General features: G+C 61.8%; 18 protein-coding genes, 1 tRNA gene and 2 rRNA genes (1 of these 21 cut by a window edge). 3 read left to right on the top strand and 18 right to left on the bottom strand.

The window, feature by feature from the left end; all coding sequences use genetic code 11:
• Positions 1 to 5: 5 nt before the first annotated feature.
• The 11 genes from uraH to EM6_RS12690 form a co-directional block, all read right to left on the bottom strand.
• On the bottom strand, positions 6 to 335 hold the full coding sequence (gene uraH / locus EM6_RS12735; RefSeq protein WP_126423543.1) for a hydroxyisourate hydrolase: 330 nt from the start codon (positions 333 to 335) through the stop codon (positions 6 to 8).
• Positions 332 to 1,726: an NAD(P)-binding domain-containing protein gene (locus tag EM6_RS12730; RefSeq protein ID WP_126423542.1), complete on the bottom strand. Its 1,395-nt coding sequence runs from the start codon at positions 1,724 to 1,726 to the stop codon at positions 332 to 334. The genes uraH and EM6_RS12730 overlap by 4 nt, the downstream gene beginning before the upstream one ends.
• On the bottom strand, positions 1,723 to 2,226 hold the full coding sequence (uraD, locus tag EM6_RS12725) for a 2-oxo-4-hydroxy-4-carboxy-5-ureidoimidazoline decarboxylase (protein WP_126423541.1): 504 nt from the start codon (positions 2,224 to 2,226) through the stop codon (positions 1,723 to 1,725). The genes EM6_RS12730 and uraD overlap by 4 nt, the downstream gene beginning before the upstream one ends.
• Positions 2,223 to 2,603: an oxalurate catabolism protein HpxZ gene (hpxZ, locus tag EM6_RS12720; RefSeq protein WP_126423540.1), complete on the bottom strand. Its 381-nt coding sequence runs from the start codon at positions 2,601 to 2,603 to the stop codon at positions 2,223 to 2,225. The genes uraD and hpxZ overlap by 4 nt, the downstream gene beginning before the upstream one ends.
• On the bottom strand, positions 2,590 to 3,501 hold the full coding sequence (gene puuE, locus EM6_RS12715) for an allantoinase PuuE (RefSeq protein WP_126423539.1): 912 nt from the start codon (positions 3,499 to 3,501) through the stop codon (positions 2,590 to 2,592). The genes hpxZ and puuE overlap by 14 nt, the downstream gene beginning before the upstream one ends.
• Entirely contained in the window at positions 3,498 to 4,721 is a 1,224-nt protein-coding gene (locus tag EM6_RS12710) for a pyridoxal-phosphate-dependent aminotransferase family protein (RefSeq protein ID WP_126423538.1), read from the bottom strand. The genes puuE and EM6_RS12710 overlap by 4 nt, the downstream gene beginning before the upstream one ends.
• Positions 4,718 to 6,088 (bottom strand): allantoate amidohydrolase, encoded by a 1,371-nt coding sequence (locus EM6_RS12705; RefSeq protein ID WP_126423537.1) that lies wholly within the window; start codon positions 6,086 to 6,088, stop codon positions 4,718 to 4,720. The genes EM6_RS12710 and EM6_RS12705 overlap by 4 nt, the downstream gene beginning before the upstream one ends.
• Before the next feature lie 10 nt (positions 6,089 to 6,098).
• On the bottom strand, positions 6,099 to 7,673 hold the full coding sequence (locus EM6_RS12700) for a gamma-glutamyltransferase family protein (protein ID WP_126423536.1): 1,575 nt from the start codon (positions 7,671 to 7,673) through the stop codon (positions 6,099 to 6,101).
• Positions 7,670 to 8,992, bottom strand: a complete 1,323-nt coding sequence (locus EM6_RS12695; protein ID WP_126423535.1) for an AtzE family amidohydrolase — start codon at positions 8,990 to 8,992, stop codon at positions 7,670 to 7,672. The genes EM6_RS12700 and EM6_RS12695 overlap by 4 nt, the downstream gene beginning before the upstream one ends.
• Complete coding sequence (locus tag EM6_RS17400) at positions 8,989 to 9,249, bottom strand: hypothetical protein (protein ID WP_172961259.1); 261 nt, start codon at positions 9,247 to 9,249, stop codon at positions 8,989 to 8,991. The genes EM6_RS12695 and EM6_RS17400 overlap by 4 nt, the downstream gene beginning before the upstream one ends.
• Positions 9,250 to 9,344: 95 nt before the next feature.
• Positions 9,345 to 10,244 carry a LysR family transcriptional regulator gene (locus EM6_RS12690; RefSeq protein ID WP_126423534.1) on the bottom strand — a complete coding sequence of 300 codons (900 nt, stop codon included), beginning with the start codon at positions 10,242 to 10,244 and terminating at the stop codon, positions 9,345 to 9,347.
• A gap of 296 nt (positions 10,245 to 10,540) precedes the next feature.
• Between EM6_RS12690 and EM6_RS12685 the strand changes: the two genes are divergently transcribed.
• Positions 10,541 to 11,371, top strand: a complete 831-nt coding sequence (locus EM6_RS12685) for a pirin family protein (RefSeq protein ID WP_126423533.1) — start codon at positions 10,541 to 10,543, stop codon at positions 11,369 to 11,371.
• Between the two features lie 189 nt (positions 11,372 to 11,560).
• The gene (locus EM6_RS12680; RefSeq protein WP_126423532.1) at positions 11,561 to 12,172 is read left to right on the top strand and encodes an FMN-dependent NADH-azoreductase; all 612 of its coding nucleotides are present in this window, start codon (positions 11,561 to 11,563) and stop codon (positions 12,170 to 12,172) included.
• Positions 12,173 to 12,341: 169 nt separating this feature from the next.
• Here EM6_RS12680 and otsA read toward each other — a convergent pair whose 3' ends face one another.
• From otsA to otsB, 3 genes are read right to left on the bottom strand one after another with little or no spacing between them, the layout of a single operon-like run.
• On the bottom strand, positions 12,342 to 13,793 hold the full coding sequence (gene otsA, locus EM6_RS12675) for an alpha,alpha-trehalose-phosphate synthase (UDP-forming) (protein ID WP_126423531.1): 1,452 nt from the start codon (positions 13,791 to 13,793) through the stop codon (positions 12,342 to 12,344).
• A gap of 9 nt (positions 13,794 to 13,802) precedes the next feature.
• Positions 13,803 to 15,662, bottom strand: coding sequence for a glycoside hydrolase family 15 protein (locus EM6_RS12670; RefSeq protein ID WP_232037167.1), 1,860 nt, complete (start codon positions 15,660 to 15,662; stop codon positions 13,803 to 13,805).
• Positions 15,655 to 16,401, bottom strand: a complete 747-nt coding sequence (gene otsB, locus EM6_RS12665) for a trehalose-phosphatase (RefSeq protein ID WP_126423530.1) — start codon at positions 16,399 to 16,401, stop codon at positions 15,655 to 15,657. The genes EM6_RS12670 and otsB overlap by 8 nt, the downstream gene beginning before the upstream one ends.
• Before the next feature lie 470 nt (positions 16,402 to 16,871).
• On the opposite strand from otsB, the gene EM6_RS12660 reads away from it, so the two are divergent.
• Entirely contained in the window at positions 16,872 to 18,443 is a 1,572-nt protein-coding gene (locus EM6_RS12660; protein WP_126423529.1) for an alpha-N-arabinofuranosidase, read from the top strand.
• Positions 18,444 to 18,561: 118 nt separating this feature from the next.
• On the opposite strand, the gene EM6_RS12655 is transcribed toward EM6_RS12660, so the two are convergent.
• From EM6_RS12655 to EM6_RS12640, 4 genes are all read right to left on the bottom strand, one after another.
• The gene (locus EM6_RS12655; RefSeq protein ID WP_172961258.1) at positions 18,562 to 19,578 is read right to left on the bottom strand and encodes a P63C domain-containing protein; all 1,017 of its coding nucleotides are present in this window, start codon (positions 19,576 to 19,578) and stop codon (positions 18,562 to 18,564) included.
• 393 nt (positions 19,579 to 19,971) lie between these two features.
• Positions 19,972 to 20,048 (bottom strand) — tRNA-Arg (locus EM6_RS12650).
• A 217-nt stretch (positions 20,049 to 20,265) separates the two neighbouring features.
• A 5S ribosomal RNA gene (gene rrf / locus EM6_RS12645) occupies positions 20,266 to 20,380 on the bottom strand.
• Between the two features lie 108 nt (positions 20,381 to 20,488).
• Positions 20,489 to 22,508, bottom strand: a 23S ribosomal RNA gene (locus tag EM6_RS12640); it runs 758 nt beyond the window's last position.

Raw genomic sequence — 22,508 nt, 5'->3', positions numbered from 1 at the left:
TCCCATCAGCTCCCCCTGTAGGTCGAATAGCCATAGGGACTGACCAGCAGCGGCACGTGGTAATGCCCCACCCCGTCCATGCCGAAGTCGATGCCCACGCGGTCGAGAAACGGCGGCTCGGACAGCGTCACGCCCCGGGCGCGAAAATAGTCGGCCACATCGAATTCCAGCCGGTACAGCCCCGCGCTCAGGCTCAGGTCGCGCAACTCCGGGCAGCGACCATCGGCGTCGGTTTTTCCGGCAAACAGCACTTCGCGCCCGCTGAGGAGGTGCAGCCCGACCCCCTGGGCCGGGGTGCCGTGGGCCGTGTCGAGGACGTGGGTCGAAAGGCTCATGAGGCGCTCCACTCGCCGACAAATTCCGGCTCATCATAGGCAAAATAGGCGTCAAGGCAGGCCGTCTTCTGATCGAGGAACAACTGATCGGCCACGGCACTGGCCAGCTTCGGCAGGGCGTATTTCAGCCCCGACAGGGCCGAGGCTGACAGGCCGAAATTGATCAGGGCCGAATAGTTGAAGGCAAACAGGCCCTGCAGTTTCGCCTGCCACTCAGGGTCGCGCCCGGTAAAGGTGAAGCCTGCGCCCAGATAGGGATGGGCGTCAAGCAGCGGGTTGCGGATCGCCTCCGGGGCCGTATAGACATCGGCCCAGCGCGCAATGCCCGGCTCCAGTCGCCGCAGTTCAGGCCGCAACGCCGGATCGGTGACCAGACCGGTCGAGATGACCAGAAAGTCGAAACCGTGCTGGCCTTTGGGCGTCGTCACCACCGCCTGCCCGCCGTCTTCGCGCACGGCTTGCCAGGGCGAACCCGTATGCAGACGGAAGCCTGCAAAGGCCGCCGCCCGATTGAAGGTGTCATTGGTCGGCGGTTGATTGAACTTGAAAAAGTGCGACATGGCGGCGTATTTCTCGCCATCGCTGAGCGCGGCAAAGCGCGGGATCAGGCCCGCCGCCTCCATGTGCCGGATGGGATTGATGCGCGGCAGGGCCTCACGCCGCACAAAGACGTGCGCTTCGGCGGCCCCGGCATCGAGCAGGTGGTGGGCATTGTCAAAGGCCGAGGCCCCACCCCCCAAAATGCCGATACGCTTGCCTTTCAGCGCCGCCACGTCGATGGGCTCAGAGGTGTGGGCGTAGAGGTGTCGCGGCAGGCCCCTGATCATTTGCGGCGTATGCCAGCCACCGCCGCCCTGAATCCCGGTGGCCAGAATGACCTTGCGCGCCAGATAGGAACCGTCGGAAGCGTGCACACGGAACAGGCCGCCTATGGGCTCGATATCGCTGACCCGCACGCCGTTTCTGACCGGCAAATCCAGCACGCGGCGATACCAGCGCAGATAGGCCATCCAGTCGCCCCGCGGAATCTTGTCAAGCCGCGCCCAGCCTTCGGCCCCGTGCTGCGCCTCCCAGAAGGCGCGGAAGGTCAGGGAGGGGACGCCCATATCTATCGAGGTGATGCCCTTGGGCGTGCGCAGGGTCATCATGCGGGCATAGGTTTCCCACGGCCCTTCAAAGCCTTCGGCGCTCTCATCGAGGATCAGCAGGTTGTGGATGCGCTCGCGCTTCAGCGCGAAGGCGGCGCTGAGGCCCGACTGGCCCCCGCCGATGATGATGACGTCGTGCACCGGACCTTCCGGATGAGTCGCCGGGCTCAGCCAGTCGCTGCCGGGATAGCCCAGCGCCTCAAGATCGTGCCGGACGCGGGCATTATGGGCTTCGAGGCTCATGCGCCCTCCACATCTTTGAGGCGCAGCCAGACGATCTTATCCACCTCAGCCAGGGCCGTGCTAAACTCTGTCTGCGGGTCGTTGCCGAGCCGCGACTCCATCGCCGCGAGGATATCCGCCTTACCCCCGGCCAACCGCACACAGAGGATAAAGGGGAAACCAAAGCGCGCCTCATAGGCGGTGTTCAGCTCATAAAACCGCGCAAATTCGGCCTCCGTCAGGGCATTGAGCCCCACCGATGCCTGTTCCGAAGCGGATTCTTTCGTCAGACCGGCCTTCACCTGTGCCTTATCGGCCAGTTTGGGGTGGGCGCGCAGCAGGGCCAGTTGCGCCTCCGGCCCGGCGTGCGCCACCACCTTCATCAATCCGGCGTGCAGGGCCATAAGGTCCTTGAACGGCCGCATCGTCTCGGCCTGTGCCACGATCCACGGGCTGTGTTCGAACAACAGGCCAAAGCGTTCAATAAAAACCTTACGAGTCAATTGGTTGAAATCACTCATGACGTCACCCCCTCAATCGACACATGCGCCGACACCACCTTCCAGCCATCGGCAAAACGCACCCAGGCCTGAGACTGACGCCCCCTACGCTCGAAATTGTCCCGGAAAAACTCGGCGTGGGCGGTGGCGAAGGCGTCGCCATAGACGGTGATTTCGACCCGGCCCAGTTTGCGCTGCGGCGAGCCGCCCCGGCCTTTGCGGAAGGCGCGGATGGCGTCGATGCCGTACAACACCTCACCCACGCCGAAGCGGATGGTTTCCGGTGCCTCACGGAACAGGCGGTCCATGGCCGGGATGTCGTCGGCCATCAGCGCCGCCTCATAGGCGTAGAAGGCTTCGGTCACCTCTTTCAGGCGAACAGGATCATTGAGCTGCATAGGGATGCACCTTCAGCCAGTGACGGGCGATGTCGATGCGGCGCGCCACCCACACCTTGTCGTGGCTCAGCACGTGGTCGAGGAAGCGCGCCACGGCGGCGGCCCGCGCCGGCTTACCCGCAATGCGCCCATGCAGGCCAATCGACATCATGCGGCTGCCTTCGGCGTACAACTGATCGAACGTGTCGCGCAGGTAGCGATAAAAGGGTTCGGCGTCGGCAAAGCCGTTATAGGCCACGAACTTCATATCGTTGACGTCCAGCGTATAGGGCACGATCAGTTGGGCGGTTCCATCGTTTTTCAGGCCGTATCGCGTGTCGTAATAGGGCAGATCGTCGGCGTAAGAGTCGGCGTCATAGACAAAGCCGCCCTCCTCCACGATCAACCGCGCCGTTTGGGGTGAGGTGCGCCCCTGATACCAGCCCAGAGGCCGCGCCCCGGTCAGTTGCGTGTGCAACTCTATGGCCTTGTGGATATGGTCGCGCTCCACCTCTTCCGGCACGTTTTGATAGTCGATCCAGCGGTAGCCGTGGCTGGCGATCTCCCAGTCGGCGGTCAGCATGGCCTCAACCGCCGCCGGGTTCATCTGCATGGCCGTAGCCACGCCATAGACGGTGACCGGGGCCTTGCGTTCGGTAAATAGGCGGTGCAGTCGCCAGAAACCGGCGCGCGCGCCGTATTCATAAAGGCTTTCCATGGCCATGGCCCGCGCCCCGATATGGCTTTGCGCGCCGACCATTTCGGACAGGAAGGCCTCAGACCCCTTGTCACCATTGAGGACCGAGTTTTCGCCACCCTCTTCGTAATTGATGACGAACTGCACGGCGATGCGCGCGCCGTCGGGCCACTGCGCATCGGGGGGTGTCGGACCATAGCCGATCAGGTCACGCGGGGTCATCCCCACACCTCCCGCGCGGCAGGGACCGCGGCCCCCAGATTGACCGCTACCCCTTCGGCGACCAGACAGGCCTCCAGCGCGGCCAGGGTCGTCAGCACCTTGGACTTCATGGCGTTATAGCCCATGGCCCCGATGCGCCAGATCTGCCCCTGCAAGGGGCCAAAAGCCGTGCCGATCTCGATTTCGAAGTCTTCGCGCATCCGCTGACGCACGCGCTCGCCATCAAGGCCTTTGGGGATGTACACCCCCGTCACATTGGTCATGCGGTAGCGGTCGTCGCCATAGACGCTCAGCCCCATGGCGCGCAGCCCCGCCGTCATGGCCGCCCCGGCCTTCGCGTGGCGGTCAAAGCGCGCCTCAAGCCCCTCCTGAAGCGCCACGCGGGCGCATTCGCGCGCCCCGTAGAGCATGGTCGTGGCCTCGGTATGGTGGTTCAGCCGCTTTTCCGACCAGTAGTCCATGATCATGGCCAGATCGAAATAGTTGGAGCCGATGCGCGGGCGGTGGCCGTCTTCGGCATCGGCGGCGCGGATGCCCTTTTCGGTGTGGCGACGCGAAAAGATGAACTCGGCCGCGCGGTCGGAAATCGTGATAGGCGCCGAACCCGACGGCCCGCCCAGACATTTTTGCAAGCCCGCCGTGACGATATCGACGCCCCAGCCGTCGGTCTCAATGGGCATCCCGCCCAGCGTCGCCGTGGCATCGACATAGGAAAAGGCCCCGATCTCACGGCACAACTCGCCCAGCCCGTCCAGCGGCTGCGCCATAGTCGTCGAAGTGTCGCCGTGCACGCAGGCGATCACATCCGGACGATACGCCAGCGCCTTGGCCCGGATAGCTTCCATCGGCACAACCTCCCCCCACGGCACATCCACCGTCGCATAGGCCGCGCCCAGCCGCTCGCAAATCTCGGTCAGCAGCAAACCAAAGCGTCCAAAGCGCACGATCAGTACCTTCGATTGCGGCGTGATCAGTGACACCAGCGCCGCCTCGATCGCCGCCCGCGCCGTGCCGTCGATCAGGAAGGTCCAGCGGTTGTGCGTGCGGAAGACCTGCCGATAAAGCGCCATGGTCTCGTTCATATAGGCGGTCATTTCGGGGTCGAACTGCCCCAGAAGGTCCGCCGACATGGCGCGCAGCACGCGCGGATGGGCATTGACCGGCCCCGGCCCCATCAGCAGGCGTTGCGGCGGATTGATCTCACCGAAATAGTCGGTCATGCGGAGGCTTCCCCCAGTTTGAGTACAAGGCCGAGCAGGGCCTGAAACGCCGCTTCGGCGTCGGCCGGCTCGACGGCTTCCAAAGGATTGTGGCTGATTCCGTCCTTGCAGCGAATAAACAGCATGGCGGTGGGCGTCACACCGGCAAAGGCCATGGCGTCATGGCCCGCGCCTGACACCAGACGGCGCGGGATGTGACCAGCCTCACGCACGGCTTGCGACAGCAAATCCATCATTGACGGGTCGCAGGGTGCGGCGGGCAGGTCGTGGATCAGGTGGTGGGCGACCGTCACCCCGCGCGCGGCGGCAATGGCCTCGATACGGCTGAGGATGGCATCGGCGGCGACGTTGCGCGGGGCCTCTTCGCCCGCCCGCACGTCGATGGTGAAGGCCACCTCGCCCGGCACCACATTGGGGGCATTGGGCGTGACCGTGAAACGCCCGACCGTGGCCACCAGATCGTCGGACCCGGCGCGGCCTACGGTTTCGATCGCCAGCACCATTTCCGCCGCGGCGGTGAGCGCGTCCCGGCGCAGGGCCATGCTGTTGGTCCCGGCGTGACCGGCCACACCTGTGACCGTCACCGCATAGCGTCGCTGACAGGCGATGGCGGTGACCACGCCCAGCGCCAGCCCTTCGGCCTCCAGCACCGGCCCCTGTTCGATATGGGCTTCGATATAGCCGATCAGCTCGGACGGGTCGCGGCAGGCGTCCGTAAAACGGTCGATATCCAGCCCGAAATCACTCAGTGCCTTGGCTAAGCTGATGCCGTCGCGGTCGGCGACATCAAGCTGGGCCCGCGCCACCTGCCCGCAGACGGCGCGCGAACAGAGCATGGAGGCCGGAAAGCGCGAGCCCTCCTCGTCGCCAAAGGCATAGACCTCGATGGCAAACGGCAGGCGCTGGTTTTGCGTGTAAAGGGCGGCCACGACCTCGATCGCCAGCATGACCCCCAGCGGCCCGTCATAGGCCCCGGCATCGCGCACCGAGTCGATGTGCGAGGCGAGGATGAGGGATTTAGCCCCTCCCCTGATTTCAGGGGAGGTACCCGCCGACCGGCGGGGGGTAGGGTTAACATCGGAGTCGGCCCCCACCACCGCATCTCGCGCTGAGCGCGTCGTGCGGTCCCCCTCCCCAGCAAGCTGGGGAGGTATAGTGACGGCCTCATACCGCCCGATCAGATTGCCCGCCGCATCGAGGCGCACGGCCATGCCCGCCGCCTCCATCCACTCGCGCACTTGCGCCAGCGTCGCGCGGTGCGCCTCGCCGAGGTAAGGCCGGAACAGGCTGTCCGCCGCCTCGCTGAACGGCGGGCGTCTGAGGGCGTCGCAGCGGGCGACGGCGCGGTATCTGCCTACCTCTATCATGCGACCACCTCTACCATGCGGCCACCCCGCCATCCGAACGCGGATCGGTGGCCCCTTCGATACGCCCGTCGGCATGACGCACCAGCGCCCCGGCATGGCCCATCATAGAAGTGAAATCAGATACGATTTCAGTTTGATGCCCCGCTTTCTTTAAGTTCTCAATTAACTCTGCCTCAAACCGGCCTTCGAGCTTGAGCGACACGCTCTCCTCACCCCAGGTCTTGCCCAAAAGCCAGCGCGGCGCGGTGATCGCTGCCTGCAACGGCATACCGGCATTATACCGGCTGAAAACAGCGGCTTGCGTCTGCGGCTGCCCCTCACCGCCCATCGTGCCATAGCTCATCACCCGCCCGTCCTCAAAGACCGCCAGCGCCGGATTGAGCGTATGGAACGGCTTGCGCCCCGGCTTCAGGGCGTTCCAGCCGCTTTCGACCAGACGGAACGACGCCCCGCGGTTCTGCCAGATAATGCCCGTTTCCGGCAGGACGAGGCCCGAACCGAACTCGAAATAGGTGCTTTGAATGGCGCTGACGGCACGACCTTCGGCGTCGATGGCCCCGAACCACACCGTGTCGCCCTGTTGCGGCTCATAGGGCCACGGCAGGGCCTGTGCGCGGTCGATGGTGGCCGCCAGCGCGTCGAGCGCCGCCGCGTCGGACAGCAGGGCCTGCGCGTCGAACGCCATATAGGCCGGGTCGCCAATATGCTGATCACGCAGCAAAAACGCCTGTTTGGTGGCTTCGATCAGGCCGTGCAGATGGTCGAAATGGTCGTGTCCCTCGACCCCCAAACGGTCGTACAGGGCCAGTATCAGCAAGGACGCAAAGCCCTGTGTCGGCGGGGTCATGTTGTAAAGCTGCGCCCCACGCAGGCGCGTGGTCAACGGCACGGGCGTCGTGGCGCGGTGGGCGCGCAAGTCGTCGCCAGAGACCGGCGACCCGGCGCGACCGAGATCAGCCGCAATGACACGCGCCAGATCGCCTTCGTAGAAATCGCGCAATCCCTTATTCGCCAACGCCTTCAGCGCCTTGGCCAGAGCCGGTTGCGTCAGGATCGCGCCTTCTTTCAATGGTTGATTGTCAGGCCGAAACACCGCACCATAGCCGTACTGATCCTTCAGCTCGACGTCCTTGGCGGCAGCGATGTCGGCTCCGCCTTTGGTGAGCACAACACCCTTTTCGGCGTAGTGGATGGCCGCTTCCAGCAGCGCCTCCAGCGGCAGGGGATCGGCCATCCGCTGCAACAGCGCCTCCCAGCCGGAGACGGTGCCCGCCACCGTATTGGCCGCCAAAGGCCCGCGCCAGGGTACGCGGGCGTGGCCCTTATAGAGGTCGAGCGTGGCACCGTGCGCCGCCGCGCCGCAGGCACTGACGCCGTGCACGGACCCGTCAGGTTCGCGCACGATCCAGAAGCTGTCGCCGCCGATAGAGTTCATGTGCGGATAGACGACGGCCAGCGCGGCTGCCGTGGCCACCGCCGCCTCGATGGCCGTGCCGCCGCGTTTGAGGATGTCGAGCCCCGCCTGTGCCGCCAGATGGTGCGGCGCCGTGACCATGCCCCTGAGGGATGCCGCCGTATGGATCATGCGCGGCCTCCCGGTGCCGTAAAGCCCAGCACGCCTTCGTCCTCCAGCCGGTGCATCAGGTCGAACACCGCGCCTTCCAGGCCCGGTCGCGTGATGATTTGCAGGCCGATGGGCAGGCCGTCGGTCTTCAGCGGCGCGGCGATCACCGGCACGCCGGTCAGCGAAATGGCCTGCGCATAGATCCCCAGATGGGCGCGCGCCGGGGCCGGTTTGCCGTCGATCAGGATGGTCCCCGCCTCAATCAGCGGGGCAGAACAGGGCGTCGCCGGAGCGACCAGAACATCAAACTGATCAAACAGTTGATAGAAAATCCTGCGATAATGGTCACGATAGCGCAACGCCTTATCCAGCACAGCCGCGGGCAGCATGGCCCCGGCGATCAGCCGGTCGCGCACCGCCGGATCATAGTCCTGCGCCCGCGCCCGCAAGGTGTCCAGATGCAGCGCCCCACCGAGCGCCGCCGTCATCACAAAGCCCGCCGAACGCCCGGCCTCGGCCTGCGGCAACTCCGCGACGGCGCTGCCCCCCAGATGCGCCATCAGTGTATCGACGGCGCTCACCGCTTCCGGGGCGGCATTGCGCGCGAAAAAGCCGTCCAGCCGCGCAATGCGCAACGGTTGATTGCCCCCGGTCAGCGCCTCACCGGCAAGCACCTCATAGAGGCGGCGCAGGTCTCGGCTGCTGCGCGCAAACGGCCCGACCGTATCGAGCGCTTCGACAAACGGAAACACGCCGTCCAGCGGCACCGCCCCTTGCGCCGGGCGCATCCCCCACACGCCGCACAGCGAGGCCGGCACGCGCACCGAGCCATTGGTGTCTGACCCCAAGCTCAGCGGCACAAACCCCGCCGCTACCGCCGCCGCCGACCCGCCGGAAGAGCCCCCGGCCAGCCGCGACGGATCGTGCGGGTTCAGCGTGGTGCCGAAATGGGTATTGACCGTGGCAAAGCCGTAAGCGAATTCGTCCATATTCAGCGTGCCGATCAGCACAGCCCCGGCGGCCTTCACACGGCGCACCACCTCGGCGTCCTGCGTCGCCGCTGCCGCGCCAAGGCGCAATTTGGCCCCGGCGGTGGTCACCTGCCCCGCCACGTCGAACAGGTCCTTGACGGCAAACGGCACCCCGGCCAGAGGCCCGGACATCTCGCCGCGATCAACGGCCTGCGCACTGGCCACGGCTTCGGAGGCAAAGACGCGGGTAAAGGCGCAAAAGGGATCACTCAGCGCCGCCTCGACCGCCTGACGCACCACCGCTTCCGCCGTGATCTCGCGGCGGGCAATGGCATTGGCCAGATCGAGCGCGCTGCGGGTGTCGCTCATGCCTCGGTGTCCTTAGAGCGCATTCCGAAAAGTGTGAAACGGTTTTCGGAATCAAATGCGCGACAAAACAAAATGTTAGAGCGGAATTTCGATTCAGGCTGAACGAAATCCACTCTAAACGCATCCTCGATAATGGCCGCGTGCTGATGCAGAAGCCGCAGAGTGGCGCTCACCGCCGCCTGACTGTCCTCGCTGAGGGACAGGCCCAAAAAGGCCGCCGCCCCTTCGCTCAACCGGTCGAAATCCTCCGGCTCCATCACCGCCTCCGTGTTATCAAATATGAACTTAAACGTTTCACCAAGCCTGACAAGCCCCTTTTCGCACCCGCAACAATCTTCCGTAGGCGGCGCGTTTACAAGACCTCGTTGGCGAAGCGCAGGGCCAGAAAATCGACCAGCGCCCGCACCCGCGCCGTGCGCGAACGACCGGGCGGCATGACGGCGCACAGAGGCACGGTGGTATTATACTCCGGCAGGATGGGTACCACCTGCCCCGACGCAATGGCCTCGCTGCTGATAAAGGCCGGCAGGCGCGCCACGCCCAATCCGGCCACCGCCGCGCTGAGCAGCATGTCGCCATTGTCCGAGCGCAGGCGCACCGGGATACGCACCATGCGCTCTTCGCCATTGACCACGAAGCGCCAGACGTCGCCGGGAGCAACATTGGTGTAGAGGAGGCAATCGAGTTGCCCCAGATCGTCGGGCGTCTGCGGCGTACCCTTCTGGCTCAGATAGTCGGGGCTGGCGACGATCATGCCGTTGATATGACCGATGCGACGCGCGATCAGCGTCGAGTCGGTCAGTTCGCCGATACGGATCACCACGTCAAAGCCGCCGCCCAGCACATCGACCTTGCGGTCATCAAAGCTGACATCCAACTCGATGCGCGGGTTGCGGACGGCAAATTCGGTCAGGACCGGGGCCAGGTGCGACACGCCAAAGCTCAGCGGCGCCGACAGGCGAATGGGCCCGGCAACCTCCAGCATGGCGTCATTGACCGCCTCCTGCGCCGCCTCAAGCTGCGCCATGGCTTCGCGCGCCTTGGCGTAATAGAGCGCGCCCACATCGGTGGTCTGGGTGCCGCGCGCCGTGCGCGTCAGAAGCCGCGCTTTCAACTGGTCTTCGAGGTGCGCTACGCGGCGTGAGACGATGGACTTGGCGACCCCCAGCCGGTCGGCCGCCCGCGCAAAGGAACCGGTTTCCACCACCAGAAAGAAGGCGTTGAGGTCGTCGAGATCGACTCCGGGGGTCATGGGTGTCCCTCTTTCTAGTGTCCTGAATCTGAAATTCGCATGCGCTTGATATCGCCCTCTGGCGAATTTCAGATTCAACGGGACACTAGCAACTTATTGTATCTAGTATCGTTTTGAATTTGAAGTTCGCCCGGCTCTCGATATCAGAATGAAGCGAACTTCAAATTCACGATACTAGCGTTGCTCTGTGCGAAACACCGGGGTTCATTTTTGCAGGCTTCTGACAACGCATAAACCCGGCTATAGGTCTCGTCAACACGGGGAGCCCCCGCTCCCGCGTATGGAAAGACACCACCATGACCACACAACGCAGCGTTACCCGCCTCGTGCGCGGCCTGCCGGCCACTGATGGCGCGGGCGTCAAGCTGACCCGCGTTCTGGGCACGCAGGCCCTGCCGGAGGTCGATCCCTTCCTGATGCTGGATGAGTTCCGCTCGGACGACCCGCAGGCCTATATTGCCGGCTTCCCCGACCATCCGCACCGCGGCTTTGAAACCATCACCTACATGCTGGCCGGGCGGATGCGCCATAAGGATTCCAAAGGCAATGAAGGGCTTCTGGGCCCCGGCGACGTGCAATGGATGACCACGGCGCGCGGCCTCGTCCACTCCGAAATGCCGGAGCAGGAAGACGGCCTGATGCAGGGCTTTCAGTTGTGGCTGAACCTGCCCGCCAGGGAAAAGATGCTCGATCCGCAGTATAAGGATGTGCCCGCCAACACCATCCCGGTGGTCCGCCATTCGGAGGCTTCCGTCAAGCTGCTAGCCGGGACCTATCAGGGCCAGACCGGGCCGATCCAGTCGCCGACGACGAAGCCGTTTATCGCCGATGTGTCGCTCGACGGCGGGGCCGCCCTCGCCCTGCCCGTGCCCGCAGGCCATGCCGGTTTCGCCTATGTCTTCGATGGCGACGCCCTGATCAACGGTCAAAGCGTGGCGCGCGGTCAGGCGGCGGTCCTGAGCGACGGTGCCGAACTGCCGCTCAGCGGCGGTCTTGACGGCGCCCGCGTGCTGGTCGTGCTGGGTCAGCCGCTGAAGGAGCCCATCGCCCGCCACGGTCCGTTCGTCATGAACACGCCGCAGGAAATCTATCAGGCCTTTGCCGACTATCAGGCCGGGCGTTTTTAATTTAGCCCCTCGCCGGGCGGTGGCTCCGCCACCTTGGCCGCCGCCTCAATGGCGGCTTGAGCGGAGCGATTATAGAAATCCCTCCGCTCTGAAACCCTGATGTCTGACCCGTCCCCTCTTGACGGATCAGGCTTACCCCAAATATAGAATCGTATCTGTTACGGTTATCTTTTACGCAAGGAGACTACCATGTCCAAGGTTCTCATCGTCAATTCCTCGATCAAGGGCGAAGGCTCGATCTCGCGCCAACTGGTCGAAACCTATAAGGATAGCCTGCTGAAGGCCGACGCCAAGACGCAGTTCATCGAACTCGACCTCGGCCTCAACCCGTTGCCGGTGCTGAGCGCCTCGAACATCAACGGCTTCTTCGACAATATCGGCGAGAGCGCCGAAGCCTCGGCCCTGGCCGAAACCGTCGAAGCGCGCGTCTCGGAGCTTGAGGCGGCTGATATCCTCGTCCTCGGCGCGCCGATGTACAATTTCGGCATGTCGGCCCTGCTGAAGACGTGGTTTGACTACGTGCTGCGCGCCGGTCGCACCTTCCGCTACACCGAGTCCGGCCCGGAAGGTCTGGTCAAGGGCAAGAAGGCCGTGGTCATCGAAACCCGCGACGGCAAATATTCCGAAGGCCCCGCCTCGGTCATGGACTTTCAGGAAGGCCATATCCGCACGCTGCTGGGCTTCATCGGCATCACCGACGTGACCTTTATCCGCTCGGAAGCCATGGCCTTTGGTCCCGACATCAAGGCCGCGGCGATTGAAAGCGCCGCCAAGGCCCTGAGCGAACTGGCTGCCGCTTAATAGCAGGGGTCATTGAAAATGACTCTTGGTATTCCTTTCGAGAATGTCTCATGTTGCCGACACATATGAGACATTCTCGAGTTTTCAACGGCCGGATGCGGTCAGCATCTTCGGCCGTTGGTATAAGTTATGTCGCCTCCTCCCTGTGCCTTCGGCTCCGGGAGGAGGGTTAGCTGGCCACCGGTAAGGTCACGACCCTGTCGTCGGACTGTCCGTCCGGAAAGGTGTCGCCGTCCGGCGTCACCTCGCCTTCGCCTTTCAGCTTGGCCACAAAGTCGTTGCGCCACCACACCACGTCCTCGGCCATCACGCCGCGCATCAGGTCTTCGTGGCGTTGCCGGCGTTCCTTGAGCGGCATGTGCACCGCCTCGGCAATGGCTTCGGCCATGGCCTGCCGGTCGAACGGGTTGACGATCAGCGCCGCCTGCATCTGCGCCGCCGCCCCGGCAAATTCCGACAGGATAAGCACCCCCGGATCGCGTTCGTCCTGCGCGGCCACAAACTCCTTGGCGACCAGATTCATGCCGTCGCGCAACGGCGTCACCAGCCCGACGTGCGAGGCGCGATAGATGCCCGCCAGCTCATCCCGGCGATAGGCGCGGTTGACATAGCGCACCGGCACCCAGTCGATAGTGGCGTGTTCGCCATTGATGCGCCCGGACAGGCTGTCGAGCCGTGCGCGCAGTTCCTGATAGGTATTGACCTCCTCGCGCGTCGCCGTGGCGATCTGCATCAGGAAGACCTCGCCCTCCATGCGCGGATGGTTGTTGAGGAACTGCTCATAGGCCAGAAAACGCTCCTCCAGCCCCTTGGAATAGTCGAGCCGATCGACACCGGTGATCATCTTGCGCCCGGCCTGCGAATTGCGCATCAGATTGTAGAAGGCCAGCGCCTTGTCCGAGGTGGCGGCCGCCGTGAAGTCCTCGCTGTCGATGCCGATGGGAAAGGCTCCGGCGCGGATCGTCTTGCCAAAGGCGCGCAGGCGGCCATCGGGCAACCTCTCGCCCTCAGCGGCGTGGACCACATATTCCTGAAAGGCATTGAGACTGTCTTCGGTCTGAAAGCCGAGCAGATCATAGTCGAACAGGGTTTCCACCAGCTCGCGATGCTTGGGTAGGGTCTGAAACACGCGCATGGCTGGCCACGGAATGTGCAGGAAAAAGCCGATGCGGTTGCTCACCCCGTGCTTGCGCAGCATCGAGGCCAGCGGCAGCAGATGATAGTCCTGCACCCACAACAGGTCTTCTTTCTCGACCAGCGGAAACAGGGTATCGGCAAAGCGATGATTGACGCGCAAGTAACCCTCGTCAAAGCTGCGCTCAAAGGCCACGAGGTCGGTGCGGTAATGGAACAGCGGCCACAAGGTGCGGTTGGCGTAGCCGTTGTAATATTCCTGCACGTCCTGCGCCTCCAGGTCGGTCAGGGCGACGGTGACGCCGCCGATCTTCTGGATCGACAGATGGCCGGTAAAGGCCTCGGTCGTCTGCCCGGACCAGCCGAACCAGATGCCGTTTTCTTCGCGCAGGGCTGCCGACAGGGCCATGGCCAGCCCACCCTGCGTGCCGACGCTGGCGTCGCTCGGCGGGTTGACGCGGTTGGATACAACGATCAGTCGCCCCATAGCACTCTCCTATCTGACATCGCGCCACGGGCGGCTGAGCAGCCCGGCGCAGTTGATGATCCCGACCAGCGAATAGGTTTGCGGGTAGTTGCCCCACAACTGGCCGTCGTCGTAGGCCGTATCTTCGGACAGCAGACCGGCCGCGGTCCGTCGTTTCAGCATCCCGTCGAACAGGGTGCGCGCTTCATCGCTGCGGCCCGCGTGGTGCAGGGCCTCGATCAGCCAGAAGGTGCAGAAGTTGAACGCCGTTTCCGGCTCGCCGAAATCGTCGGGCACGGCGTAGCGCAGCATGTGCTCGCCACGCCGCAACCCGGCCTCGACCGCCGCCAGCGTCGCCAGATGACGCGGATCGTCGGGCGTCAAAAAACGTAGGTCGATCATCTGAAGCAGGCTGGCATCCAGTTGCGCGTGGTCGAAACAGGCGCTGAAACTGCCGCCTTCGCCGCAAAAGGCGCGCGATTCGATGGCGGCGCGGATGGTGCGGGCGTGGCCGCGCCACACCTCAGCACGGTCGGCCAGCCCCAGCGCCAGAGCCGCATTTTCCAGCCGGTCGCAAGCCGCCCAGCACATCAGGGCCGAATAGGTATGGATGTTGGACAGGGTGCGGTATTCCCACAGGCCGGCATCGGGCTTGTCAAACACCTCCAAAGCCCGCTCGCCCATGCGTTCCAGCGTGCGGAAATCGCTTTCCGTCCCCGGTTGCAGCAGGCGCTGATCGAAGAAGGCGTGCACCGACGACAGGACGATCTGCCCATAGACGTCGTGCTGATGCTGGATATAGGCCAGATTGCCGACGCGCACCGGCCCCATGCCGCCATAACCGGGCAAGGCCTTCGCCTCGGTTTCCGGCAGTTCCGGGCCGAAGCCGATGCCATAGACGGGCTGGATGGGCCCCTCACCCGCCTGATCGACGATATTACGCAGATATTTCAGGTAGTTTTCGAGGATATCGACCGCCCCCAGCCGCGTCAGGGCCTGCACCACATAATAGGCGTCGCGGATCCAGCAATAGCGGTAATCCCAGTTGCGCCCGGAATCCGGGGCTTCGGGGATGGAGGTGGTCATGGCCGCCACAATGGCGCCCGTCTCTTCATAGACGCATAGCTTCAGGGCGATGGCGGCGCGGATGGTCGCCTCCTGCCACTCCAGCGGCAGGGAGAGGGTGCGCACCCAGCGCTTCCAGTAGGCGTCGGTCTGCTCGTACATGTCGCGCACCCCTTGCAGGATGCCGGTCGAAAACGGCTCATCCGGCCCCAGGAAGAAGGCCAGCGGCTCCTCGACGCGGAAGGTGCGTTCGTTCAGCAGGTGCGAGACGGGGCAGTTGGTGGTCAGGCGCAGATCGGTGTCCGTGCCCATAAAGCGGATATGGTTGGAGCCGAAGGAATGCGGCGCGCGCTCTGTGCCGTAATCACGCATAGGCCGCAGCCGCACGCGGATGCGCGGCGCGCCGCTCAGGGGCCTCAGCAGACGGCAGAAGGCCACGGGTCGATACTGCCGCTCATGGTGGCGAAAGCGCGGGCAGAAGTCGAGAATCTCAAGCTGCGCGCCCTTTTCGTCGGTCAGGACGGTGCGCAGGACAGCGCTGTTGCGTTCATAGGCCTGTTCGGCGCGCGCCAGACCGATCAGGTCGATGGCCCACACGCCCTGCGCCGTCGCCTCGCTCGCCGCCACACCGCTCAGCAGGTTGCTGAACACCGGGTCGCCGTCAAAGCGCGGGATGCAGGCCCACACCCAGTTGCCGCGGTCGTCGATCAGGGCCGACACCGTGCCATTGCCGATCAGCCCCAGATCGAGCGTATGGCTGAGCGGTCCGCGGCTTGGGGCGGAGGCGGTCGCCGTGACCGGCACGGGAGACGACTGATCAGGCATGATGGGTTACCCCCGCTTCCAGCCAGTCGAGCACGGCCTGCACATTGGGCAGACGGAAGGCGGCGGCACTCTCCCTCGCCTCCCCCACCAATATGCCGAAGCCGCCCAGTCGCGCGGCCGCCCGAAAGGCGTGTTCGTCGGTCAGGTCGTCGCCGACAAACACCGGTCGAAAGCCTTCAAACGGCGGCTCATTCATGAACGCACGCAAGGCGTCGCCCTTGTCCGGGCCCGGCGCGCGCAGCTCGACCACACGGTCGCCCGGTTGCAGGACCAGAGGCGAATTTTGCGCGATATTGGCGGTGATGGTTTTCACCATGCCCTCGGCCTGCGGATTGAGGCGGTAATGCACGCCGATCGACGGCCCCTTGGCCTCTATCAGCACGCCGGATTTCTGCTCCGCCAGGCCGCTTAAGACCAGTAACGCCTGCTCCAGCGCGTGGCGCACCGGCTCGGTCAGAATCTGATCGCGGCGCTCCCCTTCGGCATCGCGGCGTTCCACTCCGTGCACCCCCGCCACAGCCCGCACCGTATTGCCGGTAATATAGTCAATCTCAGCAATCGAGCGGCCTGACAGAATGGCCAGCCGTCCGCCCAGTACGCGGCGCGCCCGCCCCAGCAGGTCGGTGCGTCTGGGCTCCGGGCCGACATCCTCCGGACGCGGGCGGATGTGGGCCAGAGTGCCGTCTATATCGAGGAACAGCGCGGTCGTCCGCGCGTCCAGCCGCTCAGGTAATATCATACATCAAACCGTCAATGTCATGGCTTCGCAAAACAAAGCCTCTGGCCGCAGAATCGGGCCGGTCAGCGGGGCACAAAAGGGCGAAAGGCGCACCGCAGGGTCAGGGCTTCTTAAATGGCCGAACGGGCCATAAGGATGCCATTATAAAAGGTCGCTTCGCTATGTGGCCACTAAGACCGAAGCGTAAGCACCTGACCACCTTACACTTTTGTCGTTCACGCAGCGGTCAAAAGGCCGTCATGGGTGCGTTACCACCATTCAATCGGCCGCATAGGACGCGTCGCGCATTTGATTCCGAAACGGAGTTCGGCGAAGCCAAAACCGCCTCACACTTTTCGGAATGCGCTTGAACACGGTTGATTTCACCCAAGGCCGTGCTAATTGTAGGACATAATAAGAGGCTTGGGAGGCAGTGCCACCTGCCAACGTCCCTATCCCACCCGACACATCACCCCCAAAGAGGTAAGCCCATGTTGAAATCTCTCACCGCCCTGGCGCTGACGGCCACTGTCGGCTGTTCGGTCACCACGGCCTTTGCGGCCCCGGCCAAAATCGACGCCACACTGAAACCGGATCAGCCGGGGCTGGAAATCCCCCGCCACATCTACGGTCAGTTTTCCGAACACCTCGGCCTCGGCGTCTATGAAGGCATCTGGGTGGGCAAGGACTCGTCCATCCCCAACACGCGCGGTATCCGCAATGACGTGGTGGCGGCCCTGAAAGCCATCAAGATGCCCAACGTCCGCTGGCCCGGCGGCTGCTTCGCCGATGAATACCACTGGCGCGACGGCATCGGCGATCCGGCCAAACGCCCGGTGCGCAAGAACAACTGGTGGGGCGGCACGCCGGAAACCAATCAGTTCGGCACGCACGAATTCTTCGATTTTATCGAACAGACGGGCTCGGAAGCCTATCTGGCGGTCAATGTCGGTTCGTCCAACCCGACCGAGATGCGCGAATGGATCGAATATATGACCTCCCCCGGTGAGGACGATCTGGCCAAGGAGCGCCGTGCCAATGGCCGTGACAAGCCGTTCAAGGTGCCCTTCATCGGCATTGGCAACGAAAGCTGGGGCTGCGGCGGCGAAATGCGCCCGGAATACTATGCCGACGTCTATCGCCGTTTCTCGGCCTTCTTCCATAAGGGCACGGACAATCCGGCCGTGCGCGTTGCTTCGGGCTCCAATGCCGACGACGTCAACTGGACCGACGTCGTGGTCGGCCGTGCCGGCAAGCGCATGGACGCCATCTCGCTGCACTATTACACCTTGCCGACCGCCAACTGGTCGAAGAAGGGCCCGGCGACCAACTTCCCCGTCGATCAGTGGTATTCAACCTTCTATCAGACCTCGCGCATGGACAAGATCATCAGCGATCATACTGCGGCCATGGACAAGCACGATCCGACCAAGCGCATCGCCCTCTATGTCGATGAATGGGGCACCTGGTACGACGTTGAGCCCGGTACCAATCCCGGCCACCTCTATCAGCAGAACACTCTGCGCGATGGCATTGTGGCGGCCTATAATTTCAACATCTTCCACCGCCATACCGACCGCGTGAAGATGACCAATATCGCCCAGACCATCAACGTCCTTCAGGCCATGATCCTGACCGACAAGGAAAAGATGGCCCTGACGCCGACCTATTACGCCTACAAGATGTACGTGCCGTTCCAGGACGCCACCCTCATCCCGCTCGACGTGACCGCCCCGAACCTGCAAGGCAAGGACGGTAAGGGCGTGCTTCAGGACTATCCGGCCTTTAACGTCACCGCCGCCAAGGCCAAGGACGGCAAGACCTATATCGGCGTCGCCAATACCAACCTGACCGAAGGCTATGTGCTGAACATCAACCTCGGCACGCTGAAAGCCAAATCAGTGTCGGGTGACGTCCTGACGGCCGACAAGATGGACGCCCACAATGTGCCGGGCCAGCCGGAAACCATCTCTCTGGCCCCCTTCAAGGGCGGCAAGATCAAGAACGGCACGCTGGAACTGACCATCCCGGCCAAGTCGGTCGTAGTGGTGAAGCTGGACTAAGGGCTTTTATTTTGAAGCGCTTTGCGCCCCCTGCGTCTTCGGATGCAGGGGGTTTTTTGTGGGCACGATGTAAGGCGCTTAAATAGGCACCACACAGAACGTGATGGAGTTGAACAAGTTATAAATCCAATCGTCCTTGATCTCCTGATTTAGGAAATGCTTGTTCCAACAACTTTTTGAAGCCATCCCATGTTTTTGAGACCTTCATAAGCGGCAATATTTGAAGGATATGATCTCTCAGATCGGGCTGACCTACTTCTGGGGACAGAAACTGGTGATGCTTGAATTTTCTCCTCTTAGACTCTTCATCAGCTGGATTCAGTTCGCGTAATTTAGGCAGGACACCAGTAGGAAGGCGCTCATAAACAATATCATTTGTTATGTGCCCTAGCACCGGTGGCTTTGCTCTGCCATTAGGAGGCCAAGTCCAATCTTTTAGTCGATAGATTTGCTTATAAAACTCATCCGGGAACCGCTTAGCCCATGCTAGGCGCTCTTCCGATAGATAGGCCTCTAACAGCCTGTGAAGTTCTCCTCGCTCACGTTCACTTTGATAGCCTGTCGCCTCATCCACCAGAGCGACTATGCCCACCTTGGCCATAGCTTGAACAATAATCGAGGCAGCAGCAGCAGTCTTCATTTGAGCTGGGGTAAGGACACCAGCCTCTTTTGCTTGCATCCATACAGAACAAACTTCAGGCAACATTTCTGCGGGATATCCATGCCCTACAGTGTTTCCTCCCGGCAGTTTAAATTCTATAGGCGTAGTAGCCGATAACGCTAAGTCATTCGAAATAAAGCTTCTAATATTGCTGGGATACAAGAAAGATGGCAGATTGCCGACAGCGTCATAGACCGGCTTACGACGACTAATCGAACCGGACTCTGCTCTTTGAAGCGCTGCGTTCATTCCGCGCTGCGATATGACACGCCGGCCATCCGCGAGCACATAGCATTGAATTTCAGCGTCACCTATTTTAAGTGGCTGGTCAGCAGACCCATGAGTTGCCTGCGGCAGATCTTTAAGCTTAGCCCATCGCTTTTGAGCCCCTTGACGAGCGATTTCTCGTCTCTCATCCGCAGACAGTTTTTCAGCGCGGCTTTTGCCGCCTTTAGATTGAGGGGAATCAGTCATTTCAACACTCATGCTTGCTGAACCCGAAGTATGCATGCTTGCTAAAAATCAGCAAGCATTTTTTTACAGACATCAGAATTGCTTGCTTGGCGCTCTCCGCAAATGCACCAACACGGCTTTTTCGCCGACATACCATCGACTCATATCACTGAGCAGGCGGCGACTCGGCATGTACTGTTCCGCTATATCGAGGCAGTTTTACGTGTCGCAAAAAAGAGACTCCCTAGGGGCGCACCCGACGCGATTGATGCGCCGCGTTTTAACGCGGCTTACCCCTTCGGGGCGCCTTCGGCGTCGCGCGCCCTTCCGGGTCGCGCCGAACGCAGGTGCCTCCAACCGGCAGAGTCCCCCATAAACAAACAGCCTCCCCTTTTGAGGGAGGCTGTTTGTTTATGGCGCACCCGGCGCGATTCGAACGCACGACCTTTGCCTTCGGAGGGCAACGCTCTATCCAGCTGAGCTACGGGTGCCCGTTGGGGCGTAAGGCCTGTTGAGGCCTTGGACAGGGCGGACCCTAAGCTAAACCGCTTGGGCGCTCAATCCTAAAAACGCAGTCGCCCCCGACTTTTACCACGACTTTTCAAAGTCACGCCAACAGGGCTTTGGACAACAAAAAAGGCCGAACGCTGAGCGATCCGGCCTTTGATATATTTGTGCCTGAAGGGTTTGGTTACATGAACGTTATAGACCTGGCGGCGACCTACTCTCCCGCGCCTTAAGACGAAGTACCATTGGCCCAGGCAGGCTTAACGACCGAGTTCGGAATGGGATCGGGTGGGGACCGGCCGGCATAGCCACCAGGTCAATAACGTTCAAGCTGAGAAGACATTGAATGAAGAACGAGCACGGTGTTTTTGTATGCGCTAACGCTCTCGCTGTTTGAGCGCGCACGGTGCGTTTATTTGAGGGAACGATCAAGCCGATCGGATTATTAGTACTGGTTAGCTTCACTCCTCACGGAGCTTCCACACCCAGCCTATCAACGTGGTCGTCTACCACGATCCTCAGCGAGACCTTGTTTTGAGGTTAGTTTCCCGCTTAGATGCTTTCAGCGGTTATCTATTCCATACTTAGCTACCCTGCTGCGCGGCTGGCGCCACGACAGGTCCACCAGAGGTATGTCCATCCCGGTCCTCTCGTACTAGGGACAGATCCTCTCAAGTCTCGAACACCCACGGCAGATAGGGACCAAACTGTCTCACGACGTTCTGAACCCAGCTCACGTACCACTTTAAATGGCGAACAGCCATACCCTTGGGACCTGCTCCAGCCCCAGGATGTGATGAGCCGACATCGAGGTGCCAAACTTTGCCGTCGATATGGACTCTTGGGCAAAATCAGCCTGTTATCCCTAGAGTACCTTTTATCCGTTGAGCGATGGCCCTTCCACGCAGGACCACCGGATCACTATGGCCGACTTTCGTCTCTGCTCGACTTGTCAGTCTCGCAGTCAGGCGGGCTTATGCCATTGCACTCAGCGAACGATTTCCGACCGTTCTGAGCCCACCATCGCGCGCCTCCGTTACACTTTGGGAGGCGACCGCCCCAGTCAAACTACCCACCACGCCATGTCCCGGACCCGGATAGACGGGCCGCGGTTAGACGCCAACAGCAATAAGGGTGGTATTTCAAGGATGGCTCCACAGAGACTGGCGCCCCTGCTTCATAGCCTCCCACCTATCCTACACATGTTGCTGCTAACGCCAAGGCGAAGCTATAGTAAAGGTTCATAGGGTCTTTCCGTCTGACCGCGGGAACCCCGCATCTTCACGGGGAATTCAATTTCGCTGAGCCTATGCTGGAGACAGTGGGGAAGTCGTTACGCCATTCGTGCAGGTCGGAACTTACCCGACAAGGAATTTCGCTACCTTAGGACCGTTATAGTTACGGCCGCCGTTTACCGGGGCTTCAATTCGGAGCTTGCACCCCTCCTTTTAACCTTCCGGCACCGGGCAGGCGTCAGACCCTATACGTCGCTTTACAGCTTCGCAGAGCCCTGTGTTTTTGATAAACAGTCGCTACCCCCTGGCTTGTGCCACTCAGTCCTGCTTGCGCAAGGTGAGTCACGCTTATCCCGAAGTTACGCGTGTAATTTGCCGAGTTCCTTCAGCATAGTTCTCTCAAGCGCCTTGGTATGCTCTACCTGACCACCTGTGTCGGTTTCGGGTACAGTCTATGTATGAGTTATTTCCAGGGACAGCTTCGCTGCACGTACAATCCAATAAGCACGTACAACTTACACCATCCGTCACTTCATACTGGCTCCGGAATATTCACCGGATTCCCATCGACTACGCCTTTCGGCCTCGCCTTAGGGGCTGGCTAACCCTGCGCAGATTAGCTTTACGCAGGAACCCTTGGTCTTTCGGCGAGAGTGTCTCTCACACTCTTTATCGCTACTCATGTCAGCATTCTCACTTCCGATACCTCCAGCCAACCTCACGATTGACCTTCTCAGGCTTACGGAACGCTCCGCTACCGCTCACTTACGTGAACCCATATCTTCGGCGTATGGCTTGAGCCCCGTTACATTTTCCGCGCAGGATCGCTTGATCAGTGAGCTGTTACGCTTTCTTTAAAGGATGGCTGCTTCTAAGCCAACCTCCTGATTGTCAATGCAATCCCACATCGTTTCCCACTTAGCCATAACTTGGGGGCCTTAGATGATGGTTAGGGTTGTTTCCCTTTTCACGACGGACGTTAGCACCCGCCGTGTGTCTGCCGGACAGTTCTCTTGGGTATTCGGAGTTTGGTTAGAATTGGTACAGCTCGCGCCGCCCGCATCCATCCAGTGCTCTACCCCCCAAGGAATACATCCGACGCTCTACCTAAATAGATTTCGCGGAGAACCAGCTATGTCCAGGTTTGATTGGCCTTTCACCCCTATCCACAAGTCATCCGAGTCTTTTTCAACAGACACCGGTTCGGAC

This window comes from Asticcacaulis excentricus, from assembly GCF_003966695.1.
Classification (GTDB): domain Bacteria; phylum Pseudomonadota; class Alphaproteobacteria; order Caulobacterales; family Caulobacteraceae; genus Asticcacaulis; species Asticcacaulis excentricus_A.
The sequence above is the reverse complement of the archived record's forward strand: the minus strand, read 5'-3'. Positions and strand labels throughout refer to the sequence as shown.